This is a genomic window from Aquimarina hainanensis (assembly GCF_042684685.1).
In the GTDB taxonomy this organism is placed as follows: domain Bacteria; phylum Bacteroidota; class Bacteroidia; order Flavobacteriales; family Flavobacteriaceae; genus Aquimarina; species Aquimarina hainanensis.
Genome location: NZ_JBHULX010000048.1, coordinates 174,150 through 196,408, shown reverse-complemented (window position 1 = coordinate 196,408; position 22,259 = coordinate 174,150). Strand labels below are relative to the sequence as shown.

General features: G+C 34.9%; 14 protein-coding genes. 8 read left to right on the top strand and 6 right to left on the bottom strand.

Annotated elements, in window-relative coordinates:
- Positions 1-31: 31 nt before the first annotated feature.
- Complete coding sequence (locus ACFSTE_RS21920) at positions 32-1,753, bottom strand: CocE/NonD family hydrolase (protein ID WP_378254051.1); 1,722 nt, start codon at positions 1,751-1,753, stop codon at positions 32-34.
- Positions 1,754-1,765: 12 nt separating this feature from the next.
- A complete protein-coding gene (locus tag ACFSTE_RS21915; RefSeq protein ID WP_378254053.1) occupies positions 1,766-2,125 on the bottom strand; it encodes a hypothetical protein in 360 nt (119 codons plus the stop codon).
- 274 nt (positions 2,126-2,399) lie between these two features.
- Between ACFSTE_RS21915 and ACFSTE_RS21910 the strand changes: the two genes are divergently transcribed.
- The 4 genes from ACFSTE_RS21910 (at position 2,400) to ACFSTE_RS21895 (ending at position 12,114) form a co-directional block, all read left to right on the top strand.
- On the top strand, positions 2,400-5,645 hold the full coding sequence (locus ACFSTE_RS21910; RefSeq protein WP_378254055.1) for a T9SS type A sorting domain-containing protein: 3,246 nt from the start codon (positions 2,400-2,402) through the stop codon (positions 5,643-5,645).
- Positions 5,646-6,153: 508 nt separating this feature from the next.
- A complete protein-coding gene (locus ACFSTE_RS21905) occupies positions 6,154-10,773 on the top strand; it encodes a T9SS type A sorting domain-containing protein (RefSeq protein WP_378254057.1) in 4,620 nt (1,539 codons plus the stop codon).
- The gene (locus ACFSTE_RS21900; RefSeq protein ID WP_378254059.1) at positions 10,770-11,471 is read left to right on the top strand and encodes a hypothetical protein; all 702 of its coding nucleotides are present in this window, start codon (positions 10,770-10,772) and stop codon (positions 11,469-11,471) included. The genes ACFSTE_RS21905 and ACFSTE_RS21900 overlap by 4 nt, the downstream gene beginning before the upstream one ends.
- A gap of 70 nt (positions 11,472-11,541) precedes the next feature.
- Positions 11,542-12,114 (top strand): hypothetical protein, encoded by a 573-nt coding sequence (locus ACFSTE_RS21895; protein ID WP_378254061.1) that lies wholly within the window; start codon positions 11,542-11,544, stop codon positions 12,112-12,114.
- Positions 12,115-12,205: 91 nt separating this feature from the next.
- Here ACFSTE_RS21895 and ACFSTE_RS21890 read toward each other — a convergent pair whose 3' ends face one another.
- Positions 12,206-13,408: a T9SS type A sorting domain-containing protein gene (locus ACFSTE_RS21890; RefSeq protein WP_378254063.1), complete on the bottom strand. Its 1,203-nt coding sequence runs from the start codon at positions 13,406-13,408 to the stop codon at positions 12,206-12,208.
- A 475-nt stretch (positions 13,409-13,883) separates the two neighbouring features.
- Here ACFSTE_RS21890 and ACFSTE_RS21885 point away from each other — a divergent pair, with 475 nt between their 5' ends.
- From ACFSTE_RS21885 to ACFSTE_RS21875, 3 genes are all read left to right on the top strand, one after another.
- Positions 13,884-14,279 carry a hypothetical protein gene (locus ACFSTE_RS21885; RefSeq protein ID WP_176030859.1) on the top strand — a complete coding sequence of 132 codons (396 nt, stop codon included), beginning with the start codon at positions 13,884-13,886 and terminating at the stop codon, positions 14,277-14,279.
- Positions 14,280-14,818: 539 nt separating this feature from the next.
- On the top strand, positions 14,819-15,040 hold the full coding sequence (locus ACFSTE_RS21880; protein ID WP_176030858.1) for a hypothetical protein: 222 nt from the start codon (positions 14,819-14,821) through the stop codon (positions 15,038-15,040).
- Between the two features lie 74 nt (positions 15,041-15,114).
- Positions 15,115-16,338, top strand: a complete 1,224-nt coding sequence (locus ACFSTE_RS21875) for a radical SAM protein (RefSeq protein ID WP_378254067.1) — start codon at positions 15,115-15,117, stop codon at positions 16,336-16,338.
- Positions 16,339-16,366: 28 nt separating this feature from the next.
- On the opposite strand, the gene ACFSTE_RS21870 is transcribed toward ACFSTE_RS21875, so the two are convergent.
- Together ACFSTE_RS21870 and mnmE are read right to left on the bottom strand one after the other, a co-directional pair.
- Positions 16,367-16,924 (bottom strand): Crp/Fnr family transcriptional regulator, encoded by a 558-nt coding sequence (locus ACFSTE_RS21870; protein WP_378254069.1) that lies wholly within the window; start codon positions 16,922-16,924, stop codon positions 16,367-16,369.
- A 17-nt stretch (positions 16,925-16,941) separates the two neighbouring features.
- Entirely contained in the window at positions 16,942-18,333 is a 1,392-nt protein-coding gene (mnmE, locus tag ACFSTE_RS21865; RefSeq protein ID WP_378254071.1) for a tRNA uridine-5-carboxymethylaminomethyl(34) synthesis GTPase MnmE, read from the bottom strand.
- Between the two features lie 282 nt (positions 18,334-18,615).
- Between mnmE and ACFSTE_RS21860 the strand changes: the two genes are divergently transcribed.
- On the top strand, positions 18,616-20,832 hold the full coding sequence (locus ACFSTE_RS21860) for a response regulator (protein WP_378254073.1): 2,217 nt from the start codon (positions 18,616-18,618) through the stop codon (positions 20,830-20,832).
- Positions 20,833-20,989: 157 nt separating this feature from the next.
- Here the strand turns inward: ACFSTE_RS21860 and ACFSTE_RS21855 are convergent, their stop codons facing one another.
- Positions 20,990-22,228 (bottom strand): ammonium transporter, encoded by a 1,239-nt coding sequence (locus tag ACFSTE_RS21855; protein ID WP_378258883.1) that lies wholly within the window; start codon positions 22,226-22,228, stop codon positions 20,990-20,992.
- Positions 22,229-22,259: the final 31 nt, after the last annotated feature.

Genomic DNA, 22,259 nt, shown 5'->3' with positions numbered 1-22,259 from the left:
TGAATATTACTTAGCCGTAAGCACATTTATATTATTCAATCCATACAGGAATCTCTACATAGCTATGAGTGTACCACTTTATTTTTAGAGGGGAGGTTGCGTCTGTAATTGTTTCTGTAGTAACCTCTTTCCCGGTTCCGTAATTTAATTCAGAAAATGGATTTTTATTAATGTTTAGATGAATTAATAATCGGCTTCCTTTTTGTAATTGTTTACTAACGAGGTGAGTATTAGTGAAAGGGATTTCTTCAATTTTATTCGGTGTCAATAGCTTTCTTTGGGTTATATCATTAGCATAACTGGCTCTTCCGACAATATAGGATAAATGAAAATAAGTCCCATTGGGCATTACTTCATAAAGGGTTACGCCAAAATCAAAATCTTTTTTATTACTACTAGCGTATAGTTGCCCAATAAACGAACCATTAACTAATAATGGTTTTTCCAGAGGGGCACTAATGAAATTAAATCCATTACTAGAATCAATTTCATCACTTATAATTGGATCAGGATAATAGTTGTTATTCGATGTTTCCCTATCAGCAAAGTCAACCTCTTGATATAGAAAGTTATTTGTCACAGGTTTACTTTTCTTTAAACTATAAAATGTCCCGAGAGGACTAGCAGTAAGATATAATTTTAGGTGATCGTTATTCATTTTATTGATAGAAGAAGCACTTCGCCATTGATTAGCTCCCATTACCTGATAGTTGATTTTATCTTTTAATATTGTTGGTTTTTTACCCTTTTTGAAAATATAATCAAACCATTGATAGGTAATTTTATTTGTATCGATGAGGGCATCTTTATCTACACTATAGCCATTGATTTCTTTAGCACCATTTCGTTGTGCTCCAAAATGTCCATAAGGACCAATGATCAAATAGTGTTCTGCATTGGGGTTGTATTTATAGTGTTCTCTTATGTAATATAATCCTGAATTTTGTGAATCATTATAATAACCATCAATTGATAATACTGGAATTGTAATTTTTGAAAAATCTTCTTTGTAAGGAGCCATATTTTGCCAATATTCATCAAAAGAAGGGTGCTGGATCCATCTTTGAAATAAAGGATTAGGTGTGCCGTCGATACTATCCAGTTTATTATAGGCGACTCCTGTTTCCCACCAGCGATTTTGCATATTTCTAAACCGCTGTCTATCATTTCCTACAATTGTATCCAGGTATTTATTATTACCTACATAAAAAGACCATTCATAGTTAGGGTTTATAAAAACATTATTTTCCATAGGCAGTCCCAAACCAGGTCTGTTTGCTACATATGGTACGATGGTTTTTAAGGCAGGATGTAGCTTTTTAGTAGCTGCCCATTGTGTAAAACCATTATAACTACCACCGTACATCCCAATTCGCCCATCACACCATTGTTGTTTACTGATCCAGTCAATTACAGTATAAGAATCAGTTGCATCATGTTCATACGGTAATATTTTACCCGGACTAAATCTTTTTCCTCTGGTATATGCAATAACAGCATTATAACCATGATCTACAGCCTGTTTTAGTGTTTTTAGATCCCTTCCCGTATCTCGTACATAGATGGTGTATTGTAAAATGGTAGGTCTAGGAGTCATATCTCCTTTTTTTCGCGCTAGTATTCCCGAAATTATTCCTCCATCTTCGGTTTTGATCAGAATATCTTCAATAGTGTATTCATTAACATTTGTTGTTTTGGTAGAAGAATTACACCCTCCAATAAGAAAGATAAGAAGCCATGCGATTAATTTCATTTTATACGTTTTTTATGTGAAGGTTATATTGAAATAATAGTTTTTAGTAACAGCAAACTTATAAAGTGCATAATTGGTAGGAGAATTGTTCTTACCTGTATCAGTTTCTCCGGAATGTTCAACATATCCTCTTTTTCGATTAACTGTAGAAATCGATTTAATATAAAGCCATTTCTTCAGAAGAAGCGTATTCACATTTTGATTTGCAATGGAGGCGATCGCTTTTTTATGCTGTTGAGCATAATAATGCAAAACTTCAAAAGAGAGAGTAACTAAGATGAAAAGAATTGATGTGAACTTCATTGTATTTTGTTCAAGATCACCATATAGGGTGCTACTATAAGTAGCATTAACAAAGTTTATGTTACGCATAGGAAAGTATTTTAACAATTTAAAACGTTTTCCAGGGGTATTATTTGAGTGAAATTTGAAGATATTTTTTTGATGTTTGCATGGCAGGGGTAACAAAAAACAACCTAGTGTATATAAAGTCGAAGATCTGAATTTTTGTATGTGTTACTAAATAGTTTAAAAAATTATTTTTTTTAAGCACAAGGGTAATGAATCGAAAATATAAGGTCTTAAGAATGATAAGGAATCACATAAGCCTTATTGTGCTATTTAATAACAGCTAAACAATGCAAGTATGAAGAAAAAACGACTTTTTACATTATTGATGACACTATCTGTGTTTTGCAGTGCTTTTTCCTGGGAAGGTTTGAAAAGTTCAGAAACAACGCAAGAGGAAAATACGCGTATCGATGGAATGCCCAAATTTGATACGACCTACAATATCTTATTTTTTGAAGATATTGAACAGTATCGCAGTTTTTATCAATACCTGGAAAAATGGGCAGATCAAAGAGATATTGATGAAGGGTTAGATAAAATAGAAGCGATGTTTCCAGGGTATATTTCATATAGAACCTGGTTTAATACTACTTACAATTGGTTGGATGGAGCTTTCACAGAAAAAGAATTGGAAGCAATCTATGCCAAGGATATTCATGGAGATGATATTGCTAAGACACTATATAATCAATACAGTGAGATTGGGATAGGGGAGTATGTCTATACAAAATTGTCTGAAAATATGACAATCAAAACCCCTAAAACAAAACTACATCTATTAGAAACACTAAGGAAAGAAGAACGGGGAGGAGATAAGCTTCCGGAAAAGGTATTAAAGCAAGAAGGGACTAAATTATTGTCCAAGAAGTTTACATTTCAGAAAAGTACAGTATATGTAGGAGAAGATACATATTACGAATCTTCAGCATCAGTAAGTTCAGGCGTATGCGAAGTGTATAGAAAAGGATTACGGGTTGCATTAGATAAGTTTGTTCACAGCGATGATGAGGATTGCGCTCCTTATTGCTGGTCACAGTCATTGTATACTGCGGATGAAATCAAAGTTGATTGGGGAGATGGTTCTCCCATAGAGACACATACCAGTGTTTCTAATATTAATTTGAGTCATACATATACGACCTTAGGAACCAAAACGATCACTACTACAATTACATTTACAGATCATGATGGTACAGAAAGAGTATTATCGGATACGACAACAGTAAGTGTTAATGATATTGTTTGTGGAGCTCCGGTAGAATTTTCAGTAACAGGGGATTCCTCTTCAGGAGATTATCTGTTAGCTTGTAAAATGTGGTTTGTAGAGCATATAGAATTTGCATACCAGGCGATTAAAAGTTATTCACATTCCTGGAAACGGCAACCTAGCGGATTATGGAAACGCAAGCGAGCAGAAATCTATGTAAAAATAGACAATAGTATTTTTAGAGATGAGGCGTGTAATTATTTACAAACAGTAACAGGAGATAAACATCGCAACTGGCGGAAAAAAGTGCAAAAAACCAAGGAAATTACAGAAGCGGGATATTATATAAATGTCAGAGCATCAAATGGAGAAGTGAAGACATATCATTATTTGAAAAAAGATGGAGTTCATCTAACCAAATACTTGGCGTATTACCCTTGCGAAGAAGAAGAGCCTTGCGAGGAAGTGGTAGAAGCTGTTAATTATCTTCCAATGTCTGATGTGTTAGGAGATGGAGCGGGAGTACATACCTACCCGACTCTTACAGGAGATGTGAATGGAGATGGAAAACAAGACCTTATTTTCGTAGGTCAAAATTGGAGTGGCGCAGGATTGAATGTCCGTACCAAACTATCTAACGGAGACGGTACCTGGACCGCAACATCTGACGTACTGGGGGATGGCATTGGTGTGCATACGTATCCTACGCATGTGGGAGATGTTAATGGAGATGGGAAAGCTGATTTGGTATTTGTAGGTCAGAACTGGAGTGGTGCAGGATTGAATGTCCGTACCAAACTATCCAATGGAGATGGCACCTGGACAGCAGTATCAGACATACTAGGGGATGGAATTGGGGTACATACCTATCCATCACATATAGGAGATGTTAATGGAGATGGGAAAGCTGATTTGGTGTTTGTAGGTCAGAACTGGAGTGGTGCAGGTTTAAATATCCGTACAAAATTGTCTAATGGAGACGGTACCTGGACAGCAATATCAAATGTACAGGGAGATGGTGTTAGTGTGCATACCCATCCATCACATATGGGAGATGTGAATGGAGATGGGAAAGCTGATTTAGTATTTGTAGGCCAAAACTGGAGTGGTACAGGATTGAATGTTCGTACCAAACTATCCAATGGAGATGGAACCTGGACGCATACTTCTGCCATATTAGGAGATGGAGCAGGCGTACATACCTATCCATCACATATGGGAGATGTGAATGGAGATGGGAAGGATGATTTGGTGTTTATTGGTCAAAATTGGAGTGGTGCAGGTTTAAATATCCGTACGAAACTGTCTAATGGTGATGGGACCTGGACTCATAAATCGGATATACAGGGAGATGGAATAGGAGTGCATAGTTACCCGACACTAACAGGAGATTTTAATGGTGATTGCTTAATGGATATTGCTTTTGTAGGAAGAAATTGGGGGTGTGCAGATGCATTGTTTATTCGCACAAAACTGTCCAATGGTGATGGTAGCTGGACACATTATCATGAGTTGCAGGGAGATGGAGCAGGAGTGTTAGAGTATCCGGTAATAGCAGCTGATGTAGCAGACAGTAGCAATGCGGATTTAGTGTTTGTAGGTCAAAACTGGAATGATTCCGGGTTACATATAAGAACCAAAGCAGCTCAATTTACCAGTGAAGGGTGTTGCCTGGGAGGTCCTTTTGCAGAAGCAGATTTTATAGGAGGATATGGAATTAATCAATTTCCTTCATATTATGGAGAAACAGCAGTACATGGATATTGTCCAGGAGATAAAATTATAGTAAATGGAGCTGCCAGCTCTTGTGAAAATCGTTATTTCTTAGAAATTGCTGAATTTGATCTGACATCCTGGACTTTGGTAGGGACTCCTCTGTTTTCTGATTGGATTTGTACAGATTGTACTGTGCCAGATGGGATTGCTATTAATGATTTGGTGACTCCCGGAAGCCTGGAACAAGGTAAAATTTACAAGTTCAAGCTTGCAGTAGGAACCCCTTGGGTAGAAACAAATCAATTCTTTACATATGGATATTGCAAAAATGGAGCAGTAATTTCTACAGAAGGAATACATATTGGAGAAAAACCTCAGGTAGAAATATTCCCGAATCCGGCAACAAATAATATCCGGATTGATACAAGACAAATATCAAATGCGTATTCTATAAAAATATATGACCTCACTGGAAATCTGGTGCGGGGACAAAAACTAGAAAAGCAACAACAGATACAACAAATGAGCCTGACCAAAATGCCTCCGGGACTCTATATGGTTTCTGTATACGATAAGCATGGAGTATTACTCGTTACCAATAAATTAGTTAAAAAATGATCAGATAATCATTTGGATAAAAGACATATTTTGCTGTTTTTGTAGATAAAAACAGGGCTAATTTTCCCGTGAAAGGTCAGATGAAATCATCTGACCTTTGTTGTGAATGGAATCGGATTTAAGTTATTGTTAATCAGGTTTTTAATTTTTGTTTTTTTGAATAAGGTATAGGTGTTTATTTATAAATAAACATAAGCTCTTGTTTTAATAAAAAGAAAAGCACTATATATTTGATGTCTGGTGTCGGTCTTATGAAATAGATTCGATAACAACTTAAGTAACCCCAAAAATATGAATAGTTAAAGTAGTCTCTCCTAATAGAGTATACATAGGTTTTAGTAAAAAGTAAATTGCTTTGACACAAGTATACCAGGTGTTTTCATATAAAACGAATGGTACTTCTCGATTATTGAAAAAACAATACATTTTTAAATATGGAAGCGAAGTGATTTGGAATCTATCTAACTGAAATAGTTTTGGTTTAAAAAAAGAATAAAAAGGAAAAAGAATGATGAGAAATTACTTGATTACATGTGGTATATGGATATGTACTATCTTTTCTGTGTTTGGTCAGCAAATAGATATTTCAGATAAAAATGTCTTACTCAAGTTTTATGAAGCAACTAATGGAGCTAATTGGCATATGACCTGGGATCTGTCAGGAGATGCGGTGAACTGGTATGGTATAACACTGAATGGAGAGGGGAAAGTGACAGAAATTAGCCTTTCGTATAATAATTTAGAAGGGAGTATCCCTACTGAATTAGCAATGCTCGATCAATTAGAAAAAGTATCTCTTCATAATAACAAATTAAAAGGGGGACTTCCAGATTTAAATGCATTAACTGTATTGGATGTTTTTCGGATTTCGGATAATTATTATCGTTTTGAAGATTTAGAGGCAACATTTGATGATTTATCAATAAGACTGTCTGATTATCGTTATGCTCCACAACAATCTCCTATAGGAAAGGAAAACATAGCTCAGCTAATTGCCGGAGAGAAAAAGGTGTTTGAAATATATAGTGATGCTACATCTAATATGTACCAATGGCGAAAAAATGGAGTGAATATTGACGGAGCTATACAGAAGAAGTACACCATTGATGCAATGTCAATGGCAGAAGAAGGTGTGTATGATTGTGTAATTACAAATAGTAAAATAGGGGAATTAGAGCTAGTTACTAATGGAATAGCAGTAGTTTTAAGCAAAAACCTCATAAAAAATGCAAGTTTTGAAGATTGGTTTGACATTTTTGGTTCCCGCAGATTGTCAAAATGGTATGCAGGTATCGATGTTAACAATACATTGACTAATATTACAGAAGTAGCAGATGCAATACAAGGTATAGTTGCAGTAAAGATGCAAACAAATCGTATAGATGGGGGAGGAAATAATTTTGGAGAACTAAGTGTTGATACGAATCATAGATTTAGGTTAGAAAGTGGAAAAAGATATCAAATATCGTATGACTATAAAATTGTCTCAGGCAATTTTACGAAAATAACTACTAAATGTTTGGAAGGAGGTCTTTTAGAAAACCAGGAAGATAAAACGATTTTATCTGGACAAGGGTGGCAGAGCCACTCATATAACTTTACGGCAGATCGTACTTCTGATGCTTATGATTTCAAAATTACAGTGTATGGAGATACAGCAGATAGTGAAATATTACTAGATAATTTTTATATAGTAGAAGAAGAAAACATACAAACAACCCCAACAAGCTTATCAGAGTTTTATACGTTTAGTTCAGGAACAGAGACCTATGTCCCGATTACTGATCCAGATGAAGAATATACACCTGTTGAATATTCGTACTCAGGAAGTTATATTCCTTTTGATTTTTTGTATGCAGGTCAAAAAAGATCTTATATGTATTATTCAGAAAATACTAATATTGCATTTGGGTCTACTTTAGGGGTTATAACAAATGACTTGTCTTTTTTCAGAAAAGAGATGATTGCCCCGTTAAAAGATGAAATGAATATTGGAGTTGATACACGTATATTGTTGAAAACAAGAGGGGTTGCTCCAAATAGAGTGTATGTAGTAGAATGGAAAAATGCGTATTGGTCAGATGATAAAGTTAATGGAGCCGTTAATATACAATTGCACCTAGAAGAAGGAACAAATAATATTAAATTTGTTTATGGTCCTGGTACAGCGAGTACAGCGCAAAAAGCAGCTTCAATAGGAATGACGACTGTATTTGGAGAAACTCCTTCTTTTATGAGTGTCACTCCAGGAAATCCAGCGACAGTAAGTACAACGACTTCGTATCATCAAATAAACAGAGAACAGTTTCCAAACGAAGGAACTGCTTATACATTTACCTATATAGGAGTTCCTCAATGTCAGCAACCGACAGAAATACAGGTAGATGAAAGAGAGTCAGACACAGAGATGCGACTTTCTTGGTATACCAAAGGCTTTTCAGGGAAACACACCTTATACGTTAAAAAAGCATTTTCGACAGATTCTCCAATGTCATATATAACCAATAAAGGAGAATATATTGTTACAGGCTTATCAGCAGATACAGGATATGAAGCTTGGGTAATTAATAATTGTTCCCCAGAACAATCAAGCGTAAGAAGCCCTGTTAAATATTTCAGAACACCTCCTCTTTGTAGGGGACCATCTGATCACACAGATTCGCAAGTTCAAAAAAATAGTATTTCGTTAAGTTGGGAAGGAAAAGGGAATGAAAGCCAATGGGATGTTGTTATTTTACCCAGAGGTCAAGACTTAGGAGGAGAATCCGAAGAAGAAGACCTTCCTATTATTACAATAGCGACCCCTTCTTATACTTTTGAAAACTTAGAAGAAGATACGGAGTTTTATATTTACTATCGTGCAAATTGCGGAGAAGGGGAAGTAAGTTTATGGAATTCAGGTTTTTTTAGAACGACATCTGATTGTGCTAGACCAAGAGAATTGCAATCGATAGTAACTACTGCCACAACAGCCACAGTGTCTTGGACTCCTATTGGGAGTGAAACAAGCTGGGAGATTGTAGTACAGAAAGAAGGAGCAGAACCAACAGGAGGAGGTGTAATTGTATCTTCTCCGGAATATGAAGTAATAGGAGTGGATAATACAAGTATCTATGAGTATTATGTTAGAGCAATTTGTTCCGAAACGGAAAAAAGTGCTTGGTCCCGAAAGGTGATAACAGAAGAGCTCCAGTCAGAAAGAGAACTATTAATAGCTTTTTATGAGGCAACAAATGGACCTAATTGGAACTATAAAGATAGATGGAATACAGATAGTCCAATAAGTACTTGGGAAGGAGTATCCGTAGTTGACGGAAGAGTTAATGAATTAAATTTATCAAGAAATAACTTAAAAGGAACATTGCCTGAAGCTCTTTTTGAATTGACGGCCTTGTCTTCAATATCTTTATCAAATAATCAATTAACAGGAGAGATTCCGACTACGATAAACAGATTAATCGACTTAAAGCAGCTAGTAATGAATAATAATCATTTTTCAGGAAGTATTCCTGAAGAATTGGGAGAATTACTAGGGTTGGAAGGAATGTATTTAGAGGGGAATCAATTTGAAGGACTTTTTCCAGTATCCATTGGAAATCTGAAAAACTTAAAAGCGTTAGGGCTTCAGAGTATGAATGCAGAGACAGTTCCAAGTAGTTATGCTAATCTTACAAAATTGCAAATTTTAAATATTTCTGGATCTAATCTTAACACATTCCCTTCTTTTGTAAAACAAATGAAGAGATTGTATTTTCTGGAATTAGATGACAATGAGTTGGAAGGAGCATTCCCCGAAGAATTACTTTCATTGCCAAAATTAAGATTCTTGAATTTGAGTAGTAATCATTTTTCAGGAGTACTTCCTGAGGCAATTACACAATTAGATTTGTGGAATCTTGATATTCGTAGGAATACCTTCTCAGGAAGTATCCCCGAGCAATTAGGACAACTAGAGAATTTATATTCATTTGATATGAGAGATAATCAATATGATTTTGAGACTTTAGAGACATTTCAAAAAACAACTCCTTTAATTACTAGTTGGGAGTATGTTCCTCAGTCATTTTCTATAGAAGAGTTAAAAATTGAAAAATTTATAGGTGAGATGCTTTCAATAACAACCCAGGTAGGAGGAGAAAACAACCTGTATCAGTGGTATAAAGACGGAGTAAGTATAGAAGGAGCTACTACTAAAACGTTAGAAAAGAATAACATTAGTTTAGAAGAAAGTGGAATCTACTATTGTACAGTATCTAATAGTTTGATAACAGGGTTTAGTATACAAAAAGAACGTTTTATAGTACAAGTTCAGATCGTTGATACAGATCAGGATGGAGTTAATGATGCGATCGATCAATGTTTAGATACTCCGGCAGGAGCATTAGTAGATGTGCATGGTTGTACTATTGTTACTATACCAGATGATTATGTGACTATTCAGATAATTGATGCTTCTTGCAGGGGGGGAGAAACAGGAAAAGTACTAATGAATACAGCACATTCTAATTATGAAATTACAGCAACCTTAACGGCAGAAGGAGTTTATAAAACAACTACTCTATCGACATCTGGAGAGATAAAAGGGCTTATGGCAGGGACATATAATTTGTGTTTGACTATGGAAGAAGCTCCTTCTTTTGAGCAATGTTATACTGTGACAATAAATGAACCTGAAACACTAGCAGTATTCGCAACTACGGATTTTAAAAGTAGTAAGACTGTTTTAAATTTATCAGGAGCAAATACCTATTATATTGATATTAATGGATTGCAGTTTTCGACCAATGAATCTTTGATGCCTATAGTATTAGATCAAAAGAAGAATGTAATTAAAGTAACAACAGATCTTTCATGTCAGGGAACCTACCAGAAAATAATTTATCTGCAGGATACCGTAACTACCTATCCAAATCCATTCACAGATGATGTATATCTTTCGATTCCTTATGAAAAAGGAAGAGCCATGGTTTCTCTATATACCCTGACAGGGCAAGAAGTTTATACCAGTTCATACACTTTGTCAAGTGAAGATATTCGTATAGATACGAATAGGTTGCCTATAGGAAATTATATGGTTAAAGTTACTACTGCTACTGCACAGTATAATGTGAAAATTGTAAAAAAATGAAAAAGGAATTTTATATTTTAATATGCGTATTTTTAATAACAGCCTGTTCGGGGAATGATGATGAAGGAACGTCACAACCAACAGTTCCAACAGTTGCAAAATTGGTGTTTCCTGAAAATAATCAAGAATGTACAGAAGGAACTCAAATGACAGCTACAGAAAGCACTGTGATATTTAAATGGAACGAATCTGAGCATACAGAAGAATATACGGTTGTGATAAAAAACTTATTGACGCAAACAACATCAAGAGTTACTGCTAAAGAAACAAATACACCGATACGATTACAAAGAGGGACTCCTTATGAATGGTATGTGATATCTGTTTCTGCATCAGGGAATACAGTAGAAAGTAATCCATGGAAGTTTTACAATGCAGCAGAAGGAAGTACTTCGTATGCCCCTTTTCCGGCAACAATCGTTTCTCCAAAAGTAGGAGAAGAAGTTGATATTACAGAGACTTCTGCGAATGTCTCATTACAATGGAAAGGAGAAGATATCGAAGATGATATTCTGTCATATGTAGTATATGTAGGAACAGATAATAATTCATTGTCCAAAGTAGGAGAGGTGGCTAGTAATTTAACTGATATTGATATGTATGTAATAGAAGGGAATATTTATTACTGGAAAGTGGTGAGTATCGATGCTAAAGGAAATAAGTCAGATTCTTCTCTGGGAAGATTTATTGTAAAATAGATTAACATCTCTTGAGATTCTGAAAAGAAAGAATAAAAATACACAAAAGAAACCTTTAATTATAAATATTATGAAACACCCAATTCTAACAAGAACAGCTAATATTATATGTTTTGTAACAGTAGTTTTGATGTCTAGTATTTCTTGTTCTTCAGATGATGGAACTACAAACATGAAAGAAGAAGAAAAAGAAACTATAATAGGTTATACGGATGTAGAATTTGCATTAGAAGGCAATACAGAAGGAGGAAGATGGTTCGCGTCAGTATCCGGGAAAGTATATAAAGAAGCAGAATTGACGCAAGTTACAGGAGCAACTGTTGATTTAGTATCGGTCAGTAATTCGGCTTTTATTGCTTTTTCTAGCCCGGATGATTCTAATAATTCGGTAACTGTTCCTGGAGCAACCAGAACTAAAACACAACATGAGAATGTGACCATGACAGCAACAGCTTTTGATGCTATTAAAGATGATAGCGCATTAAAGAATATTACAATAATACACGATACGGAGAGTATTGGAATATCTGGATTTGAAGGGAAAATAATTCTTTTTGAAAATGCAAAAGGAAAGAAAGGAGCAATCCGATTAAAAGCAATAAACGCTAAGCGACTATTAGTCGATATTAAAGTCATGAAATAAAAAACAATGGCATAAAAGTATAGAAGTAAAAACAGCATCAAATTAATTTTGATGCTGTTTTTTTATAACCTGGTTTGTGGTTAATTTATAATTAACGTTTGATAATTAGTTTTTTAGAAACCACATTGCCGTTGTTCAGGGTAATATTGATAAAATAAACTCCTTCTTTATGCTTAGATAGATCAAGAACTCCATGCTTACTTTTTGTCGAGTCTAGTACCTTTAATAAGGCTCCAGAAGGAAGACTAAATACTTCGATTTGTTGTATAGGTGTATTCATTGTACTGGTGATAGAAAAAATACCATCACTGGGATTGGGAGCGATCCGGATAGATTCTTCTTCCTGTGCACTTGGCAAATTCTTCTCCTTCAATGCATCTGGGAAATTAAGAACTTTATCAGCTTTTCTTTTTGATGATTGTACTTCAGATGGCAATGTTGTTCTGGGAGGGCGTTCAGACCATTTCCCAATACAAAAATCAAAACATTTTTGACATTTGGTCCCATCTCTCAGAATTACTGTCATACATATTGTATAATTGGCAGGAGTAGCAATGTAACTAATAGGCAATCCACTGTATACCAAACTTCCATTTTTATAAATCTGTAATTGGGTAGAAGCTCCTGCAGGAACTGTCTGTGGTAAAATACTAATTGCAGTATTACCAGATCCCATTTCATTGAGCTCTAATTTGAAATTCGCCTTGCAAGGAGGCGGAGTGATATCGCAAATAATTAGTTTATGAAGACTAAGCTCTACTACCGGTAAGGAAGGAGAAAAAGGATAGAACCAAAGATTATCAAAATTATCAGTAGCAGTAAAAGTATATGTGTATACAGTTGTACTGGGAGGACTGGTAGCATTCCAGTTCTCATTGGCAATAAGTTGATTAGGGCTAGGAGTAGCAGGAATAGGACCTCCGCCACTACCCGTTACGGCTCCTATGACATCTCCTTGCGTAGCAACAACTTTAAAAAATGCATCAGGATGAGCTAATCCTCCTCCCCTAACTACCGTTTTGGCAGTAAAAGTAATACAGTATTGTCGTCCTTTAACAAAATTATACGAGTGATAGTTAATCCCTTCTCCGCGGGAGTTGTACGACCACATCCAGGCGGTTCCTGGATTAACAGAAGGCGAGCCGTGAGAGGCTTGCCAATCTGCATTGCTGATAAAGCTGGAATCAGGTTCAAAATTCATATCAGCTTCAATACAATCCCCATTGGGGCATTGTGCATTGATAAGCTGACATAGTAAAAATAATAAAGTGAAAAACGTTGGTACTTTTTTCATTTGATTGTGTGTTGTGATTTTATAGTTTGAAAAGTATAAAATCTAGGTTTTCCTTACTCTGTTATGTTGGTTTTTCAGGTGCCACCAGTAAGATCGATCTACTCATAAGTACACAAACAGAAAAAGTATTACCCAATTGATCCACAAAAAAATAGAAATTAAAGGAATGAAGTATTGGTCCGAAAACAAAAATAAGCCAATATATACCACATACAGTAACGATAAAAGAATAACGCAAAGAACAGAAAAGAACCAGAAATAGCTCATTTTAGGATTTAAATAAATGTTAATGCTGTAAGGTTTAATTACTAAAAAAATAATAATATCACGTGTAAGGTCTTGATTATAAAATAGATGTGTTAAGTGCTTTTTTTTGTCTTTTTTTAAGGGAGCGTTAATTGCGAGTTAATTGATTGATATGTTGAGGCTTATGAATGATAATGATCTCATATTTGCAACGGCGAAAAACAAAAATATGAATCGGAATAATAAGGGATTATTCACAGGACTACTATGCAGTATTTTTATAGTTGTATCTTGTGAAAAAGAAGCCCCTTCAGTAGAAAACTCACAAGAAGAATCGATAGCTATTGGACTCCAAAGCAATAATTATGCTTTGTTTCTAAAAGATAATACCATTAAAACACCTGCTATTACTCCTAAAATAGTACAGATTTTGGAAAAATATGAATTGTCAGAAGAACATATTGTTTCCATTTATTCTGGAGAGTTTAAAGGAGCTCTTTTGCATCAGATACCAAACAATAAAAAAAATAAAATAGCAAGGGATCCCGAAGTCAAATATATGGTATTGGAAAGTACATTGGATTTTGATAGAGAAACAACAGAGATTTATTCAAATCGCAATTGATTTTTTAAATTACAAATACATACTACAATCAACCCTTTTATAACTATATAACAGTACTTCTACCTATCATTATATTATTTATTTTGTTTTTGGATTGTTTCTAATACCCTTCTTTCAATAATGGTGGGGGAATGCTGTTATCATAGTTTTTTTAGCTCAATAATCGAGATTATACACTTAGAACTTGTTACTAACGTAAGATTCATTTCTTTCCTTATATAATATCTTACATCCTGTGATCAGGGAAGACTATAATTTTTTTCTAAAAAATACCTCCAGAATTTCTTGAGCTTTCTGAGATAAGTCCCTCAAAACAATATAATTTTTCGATAGTAAAACCATTAACGGTTCATTGTTGGGTAATGAATTTCTACAAGCTGCACTAGTAAGTACTATATGTGATTCTTAATTGAGATAGGTAACAAAAATTAAGAGACATGTATATAGTGGTGTATGACCCAATTATGGAGTACATCATAACAAAGCTTGAGGTAGCCGAAAATCATATAGAGTAGGCACAAATTATATAACAAACGATTATGAAAAAAGTATTTGTTTTATCTGGGGGATTAGAAAAGTTTTCTGCTCAAGAAGTAAAAAACATGGAAAACATTGTTGGTGGTGCTATCTACGAAGAAGAAGTGATTTACTACCCAACAAGTGGAGGAAGACATTGCCCACAAGGGATGATTTGGTCTAATGCATTACAAAAGTGTGTCCCTGCAAGAGCAGAGGCAACTCCCGAGCGGCTTTCTATGTAGGGTCGTATTTTTTGATTAGATGGCAGAAGCTGTTTTAACAGCTTCTGTTTTTATAAACACGAAAGAGTTATAGAATGGAATTTGATGCATTAGTGGTAAAAGTAGCAAGTAGGTGTAATCTGAATTGTTCATATTGTTTTATGTACAATATGGGAGATACAACATATAAGAAACAACCGAAATATATGGACGCAGATTGTGTTGATGCGATTTTGGAAAAAACAATTGTCTATCTAAAAAAGTACCCGAGAAAAAAATTCACCTTTATATTTCATGGAGGGGAACCATTGCTTATTGATAAAGTATTTTATAGGGAATTTGTCTATAAGGCAGAAAAAGCAAGAGAGCAGCTGTTAACAACTAGTTTTGAGTATGATATGCAAACCAATGGAGTACTGATTGATAAGGAGTGGTGTTCTCTTTTTAAAGAGTTAGCTATTTTTCCGAGTATCAGTGTTGACGGAACAGAAAAAGCACATGATATGTATCGGGTAGATCATAAAGGCAGGGGAAGCTATCAGGCTGTTCGAAAAGGGGTACAGTTATTAAAGCGTGAAACTGGACTGGCTACAATTGCCTGTGTCATTAATACAGAGGAAGATCCTATAGTTATATATAATAGTTTTAAAGAGATGGGAGCTCATTCGGTGAATTATTTAATTCCGGATTATACCTATGATAATGTTCCTTTTGATCCTAATACAGACGAGACTTCTATGGCGGATTGGCTGATACAATTGTTTGATCATTGGATAGCAGATCCAGATAAGTATATTATTCCGATATTCAAGGGGCTGATCAATTCCTTGTTGGGGATAACAGATCACGAGCATAATGAATCGAAGGTATTGGTGATAGAAACTAATGGAGAAATCGAAGCGATAGATTCATTAAAAGCATGTGGTCAGGGATTCACTAAGTCAAAAATGAAGATACAAACACATAGTTTTACAGATATCCTGACATCTCCTTTAGGAAGGTTATATTTTGAGAATAGTACCCATATGTTGTGTTCGCAGTGCAAAGCATGTCCAATACTGGAAATTTGTAAAGGCGGGAGGTTGGTTCACCGATTTAAAAAAGAAAATGGGTTTAATAACCCTTCGGTATATTGCAGGAATTTGATACAGTTAATAGCGCATGTACAACATCGTTTAATGGATATATTTCCCAGTATCTATGAAGATTCGAATATTAGTATGATAGATACTTCAGAAATTATCGAATATCTTCATACGGTTGATCTCACTACAGAAATAAATGAGCATACCAAGGAGTTGATCAGTTTTGCACAATAATAACCGTAAGAAAAATAAAAGAGAAGGGCTAAGAGAATAATTTTTTTCGAATACGACTTAAGCTTTCCGGTTGTATTCCCAAATACGAAGCAATAATAGTTTGAGGAATTCTCTGGTCGATATCAGGAAATTCTTTTAAAAAATTCAGATATCTTTTTTCGGCACTAAGCAATAATAAGTCTCGCTCACGCTTTTCTTTGGTTATAAACCCTTTTTCTACAAAGCCAAGCAATAACTGAGTCCAGAATAAGTCATTTTTTACTAAGTCAATCCATTTTTGATACGGAACGACTAATAATTCAGCGTCTTCCAGAGCTTCTATATAAAAATGAGAAGGGGTTTGAGCAATCATCGCTGAATAAGAACAAATAAACTGATGTTTTGTAATAAGACTTTTTGTGTATTCATACCCTTTTTCATGGATATATACATACCTGAATAAGCCGGTATGGATAAAAGCAATTTTTTTTGGAACCTCTCCTTCATGAACAAAATATTCATTCGCTTGAATAGATAATACCTTACTTATAGAGAGTAGGATATCTATTTTGTCATCAGGGAGTATTTTCTGTAAAGCTGCTCTCATGGTTTTGTACTGATAGCTTACTTCCCAATACAGAAATTAGCAAAGATATTACCCAATAAATCATCGTTAGAAATTTCTCCGGTGATTTCCCCAAAGTGATACAGTGCCTGTCTGATGTCGATAGCCATCAAATCCCCTGATAGACCACTGTCCAGACCATATTGCACTTTTTGTATTTCTTCCAATGCTTTTAATAAGGCATCGTAATGTCTGGTATTGGTTACAATGGTATCATCGTTTCGTAAGGCACCTGTATTAACAAAATTTAATAAAGAGTCCTGTAGTGTATCTACTCCTATATTATTTTTAGCAGAAAGTAAATGAACTCCTTCAATTGTATTGCTTAGAGTAGTAGCAGCTTCAGAAGAAAGTTTATCAACCTTATTAGCGACAATGAGCAAAGGTTTTTGAGGGTATTTATTTTTAATTTTTCCTATTTCTGTTTGTAATTCGGTAATACGATCAGCAGTTAGGTCAGAACTATCGACCAGATAAATTACTACCTGTGCTTGTTCGATTTTTTCAAAGGTTTTCTGAATACCAATACTTTCTACCACATCTTTAGTATCTCTGATTCCCGCTGTATCGATAAAACGAAAGCCAATACCGCCGATAATGATTTCGTCTTCAATAGTATCTCGTGTGGTACCTGCTATATCAGATACAATAGCTCGTTCTTCATTTAAAAGTGCGTTCAGCAAAGTGGATTTTCCTACATTAGGCTCTCCAACGATAGCAACAGGGATCCCATTTTTTATAACATTTCCGACAGCAAAAGAATCGATAAGTCTTTTTAATACCTTCGTAATTCGCTCAATTAATGCTCGGAATTGAGAACGATCAGCAAATTCTACATCTTCTTCTGCAAAATCTAATTCCAATTCTATTAATGAGGCAAAGTTTAATAACTCTTCTCTTAAGGCTTTAATTTCATTACTAAATCCACCTCTCATCTGTTGCATAGCAATTCTGTGAGAAGCTTCAGAATCAGAAGCAATTAAATCGGCAACAGCTTCTGCTTGCGATAAATCAAGTTTAGCATTAATAAAGGCTCGAAGTGTAAACTCTCCAGGATTTGCAGCACGACAGCCTTTGCGAAGCAATAATTGAATAATTTCTTGTTGGATATAAGTAGAGCCATGACAGGAAATTTCTACAGTAGGCTCTCCTGTATAAGAGTTACTTCCTTTAAATAAAGAGATCAGTACTTCATCTAATACCCTGTTTTCATCTATGATATGCCCCAAATGAATAGTATGACTCTTTTGATCTAATAGGTTTTTTCCCTTTTTGGATCTAAATAGAGGAGCACAAATATGAAGAGCATCTTGTCCGGAAACTCTGATAACAGCAATGGCACCTGCGCCACTCGGAGTCGCCAATGCAACAATGGTATCTTTGGAGATCATAGATTAATAATTACAACTGCAAAAGTAATTATTATGTTTCGGGTATGTTATAATAGTTGCTCTTTTTTATACTGAATACACTGCAGGGAAAAAGAAAAAGTAGCTAGATGAGCCCCAAATAAAAATCTATAAAAAATGTGAAACTTATAATTATAATCTTAAAGAATAACGAAAAGTGATGCAAATTATCCGATTTATGGTACTTTTTTAGCCAGATTTTCTGGGAAACTGATCTATTTATCTATATATTGGTAAAGTTAATGGTTTTAAAGTAGTTTGAGTATGGTAAAAACAGAAAGTATAAATGGATGCTTTTTTTGGGGAATGTTGCTTTTTGTTACAACCGTTTTTAGTCAAAAAAAGACAATAGATGTAGAAATCAGAGATACAGTTGATAGAGTCGTGTATCGACTGGTAAAGAATGACAGTATTGTAGAAGCTAGAATGTATCTGGACAAGTTGTTGGAAAAAGGAAAAGACAACCCGCGAATGCAAGCTTCCTATTATTATAATTATGGAGTTATTTTTCTTTCCTCAGGGAGGTATAATAAAAGTCTCAACTATTTTAAAAAAGCGCGTCGGGTTTCTCAGAACATCCCCGAACGACCTTTCGAATTAGAAATCCCTTCTTTGATGCTTCGGGTATACAGAGAGGCGAAGCAATTTGATAAGGTTGATAGTCTGTATGCGATTAATATTTCTAAAAGCCTTAAAGAGAAAAACCTGAATAAGTTTTATAATTACAATGATTTGATCATCAGTTATATGGATCGGAGAGATTATAAGAATGTAGTATTGAGCTCAGAAAAAGCGCTAAAAGAGCTGGATGAATTTGATTTTAAAAATGAAGATTCCATTCGCATGCATATTGTAGATGATATTATTCGCAATGAATATAAGCTTCATCTGGCAATGGGGTTGATAGAAGAGAAAAAAGAATATAGTTATTCTTATAGGTTGTTAAACGAAGTAGAAAAAGATTCTTTGTTATTTGTAAAGAGAGAACGAGATGCCTATTTGAAATGTATAGCACATTATAAATCCAGGTATTTTTATGAATACAGTCCTAATATAGATTCAGTATACTACTATCAATCTCTGGCATATCGGTATCAAAAAATATTTAGAGAGAAATTAAAAGAGAGAGCCTCCAATGCCGATGAATTTATTTATGAAATTTTACGTCAGGAAAATGATATAGCAAAACTCTCTATTATCAATAAAAAGAATAAAGAACTGAGCACAAACTTTTTCTATATTAGTTTTTTGATCAGTTTTTTATTAGCCCTTGCTCTGTTATTTAGTATTTATGTCTACCGGTCTAATAAGATGAAAAACGATATAAATGAAGAGCTAAAAGAAAAAAATAAGCGATTATTGGCTTTGAATGAAGAACGATCTCGTTTTTTTTCGGTAATCAATCATGAGTTGAGAACACCGATATATACCATTAAAGGATTAACGGAAATTATTGAACAAAATGAAGATGCTACTCAACGTCAAAACTATATCAAGAAGCTGCGTTTTTTTAACAATCATTTATTAGGATTGGTAAACAATACATTGGAGTACACCAAATTTCATTTAGGAAATGTTCGATTAAATAAAGAAGGATTTTCCCTAAAAAAAATGATGGTGGAAATAACCAGCTCTTTTTCTCATCAGGTCGCAGAAAATAACACAGAATTACATTTGTCAATCCAGAAAGATATGAGTAGTAATGTCGTAGGCGATCGGGTAAAAATCTCTCAGGTATTAATTAATCTCATATTCAACGCGATTAAGTTCACTCCCGATGGGAATATATGGTTATCTGTAAGAAAAGTAAAAGAAAATGAAGAGAGTATCACTGTTTATTTCGAGGTGAAGGATGATGGAATTGGTATAGCAAAAGAAAAGTTACCTCGTATCTTTAATGGGTTCAATGGAACTCAGCATATCGATGAGTATAAAGGAGGTTCTGGTTTAGGGTTATATATCGTAAAAAGAATTGTAGAAGACTTATTTCAGTCTTCCATTGAAGTATCCTCAGAAGAAGGCAAAGGAACTTCTTTTGGTTTTGAGGTTGTTCTGGAAAAGTGTAAAAAAGAGAAATATTATAAAGAAAGTATTAATTATGGAGCTCTTTTAAGTGAGCATAAGATACTGGTTGTAGATGATAATAAAATTAACCTGATGATCACGAAAAAGACAATAGAACGATCAGGAGCGCAATGTGATATAGCAGATAATGGCGAGCAAGCAATACAAATGATCAAGGATGTAACATATGATGTTGTTTTTATGGATATTCATATGCCGGGAAAAGATGGATTGGAAACAACCAGAGAAATCAGAGAGTTTGATAAGGAAGTTGTAATTATAGCCTTAACCGCAGTAGATCTGGAAAATATGGATAATAAGATCAAAGACTCAGGAATGGATGATATTGTGATAAAACCCTTCAAAAAACGAGATCTTTTTCAAAAAATATTGGCTTTTTCCAAGGAACGAAAATAGCGAATATTATAAAAGAGATATTAGTTTATAAAAAAGAGGGGCGAACTGTTTTGATAATATAAAGGCGATAAATCACAAACATAATTTCTAATGCTTCACCTCTTAGTATCATTTGTATATATAGTTGCCCCTCTTAGGGTATTGCTTCATAAGGAAGTTAGTGTTGGTTAATTCTAAAATCAGGGTATGCATCCATACCGTGCTCATGAAAATCGAGCCCTTCTATTTCTTCTTGTTCTGAAACCCTTATTCCGGAAAGTTTTTTAATAGAAAATAGAATAAAGAAAGAAGTTAGAAGGCAGAAAACCCCTATGATAACAATACCTATAAGTTGTACAAAGAATTGATGTAGTCCTGCCATTTTTCCAAAAATACCGACAGCAAGTGTTCCCCAGATACCACAGATCAAATGGACCGCAATAGCTCCAACAGGATCGTCTAAGGTAAGTCTGTCGATAAGAGATATTCCGAAAACAATCAATGTTCCGGCAATGACACCTACCATAATAGCATCCATAGGAGACATTTGATCTGCTCCCGCGGTGATGGCGACTAATCCACCTAAAATCCCATTTAGGAACATGGTTAAGTCGTAGTTTTTATAGATAGCGGTGGAAACCAGAAAAGAAGATAAACCACCCGTTGCAGCGGCAATACATGTGGTAACCAATGTCAGAGAAGTGGTTGCAGGGTCAGCAGACAATACAGAACCTCCATTAAAACCAAACCACCCCAACCAGAGGATCAAAACCCCCGCAGCAGCCAGTGTAATGCTATGACCAGGGATGACCATAGGTTTACCCTCGGATGTGAATTTTCCAATTCGGGGACCTAGAAGGTAAACGGCTACCAGTGCTGCCCATCCACCAACAGAGTGAACAAGGCTAGAACCCGCAAAGTCATAAAATCCCATAGAATCCAAAAAACCACCTCCCCATTTCCAGGAACCAACAATAGGATATATTAACCCTACATATATAATAGTGAAAATCATAAAACTACCAAGCTTGATACGTTCTGCAACGGCTCCGGAAACAATGGTTGCAGCCGTTGCTGCAAACATGCCTTGAAATAGAAAATCTGTCCAATAGGTATATCCGGTATTATAAGAAAGGTCTAAAGAGCCTGTCTCAGTTATGGGAGAGTTAAGACCAAAACCAGAAAACCCCAATATTCCCAAGGCCTCTTTGTCAAACCCAGGATACATAAGGTTAAAACCAAAAAGAGAGTATAAGATAAGTCCAATGCAAATGATAAACATGTTTTTGAATAGAATGTTAATGGTGTTTTTTTGTCGGGTTAACCCTATTTCCAGAAAAGAGAACCCCAGATGCATAAAAAAAACAAGGGCAGTACATATCATCATCCAGACATTGTTAGTAGTAAATAGTTCCATAGTGATATAATAAATGTAGTAGTCGTTTATA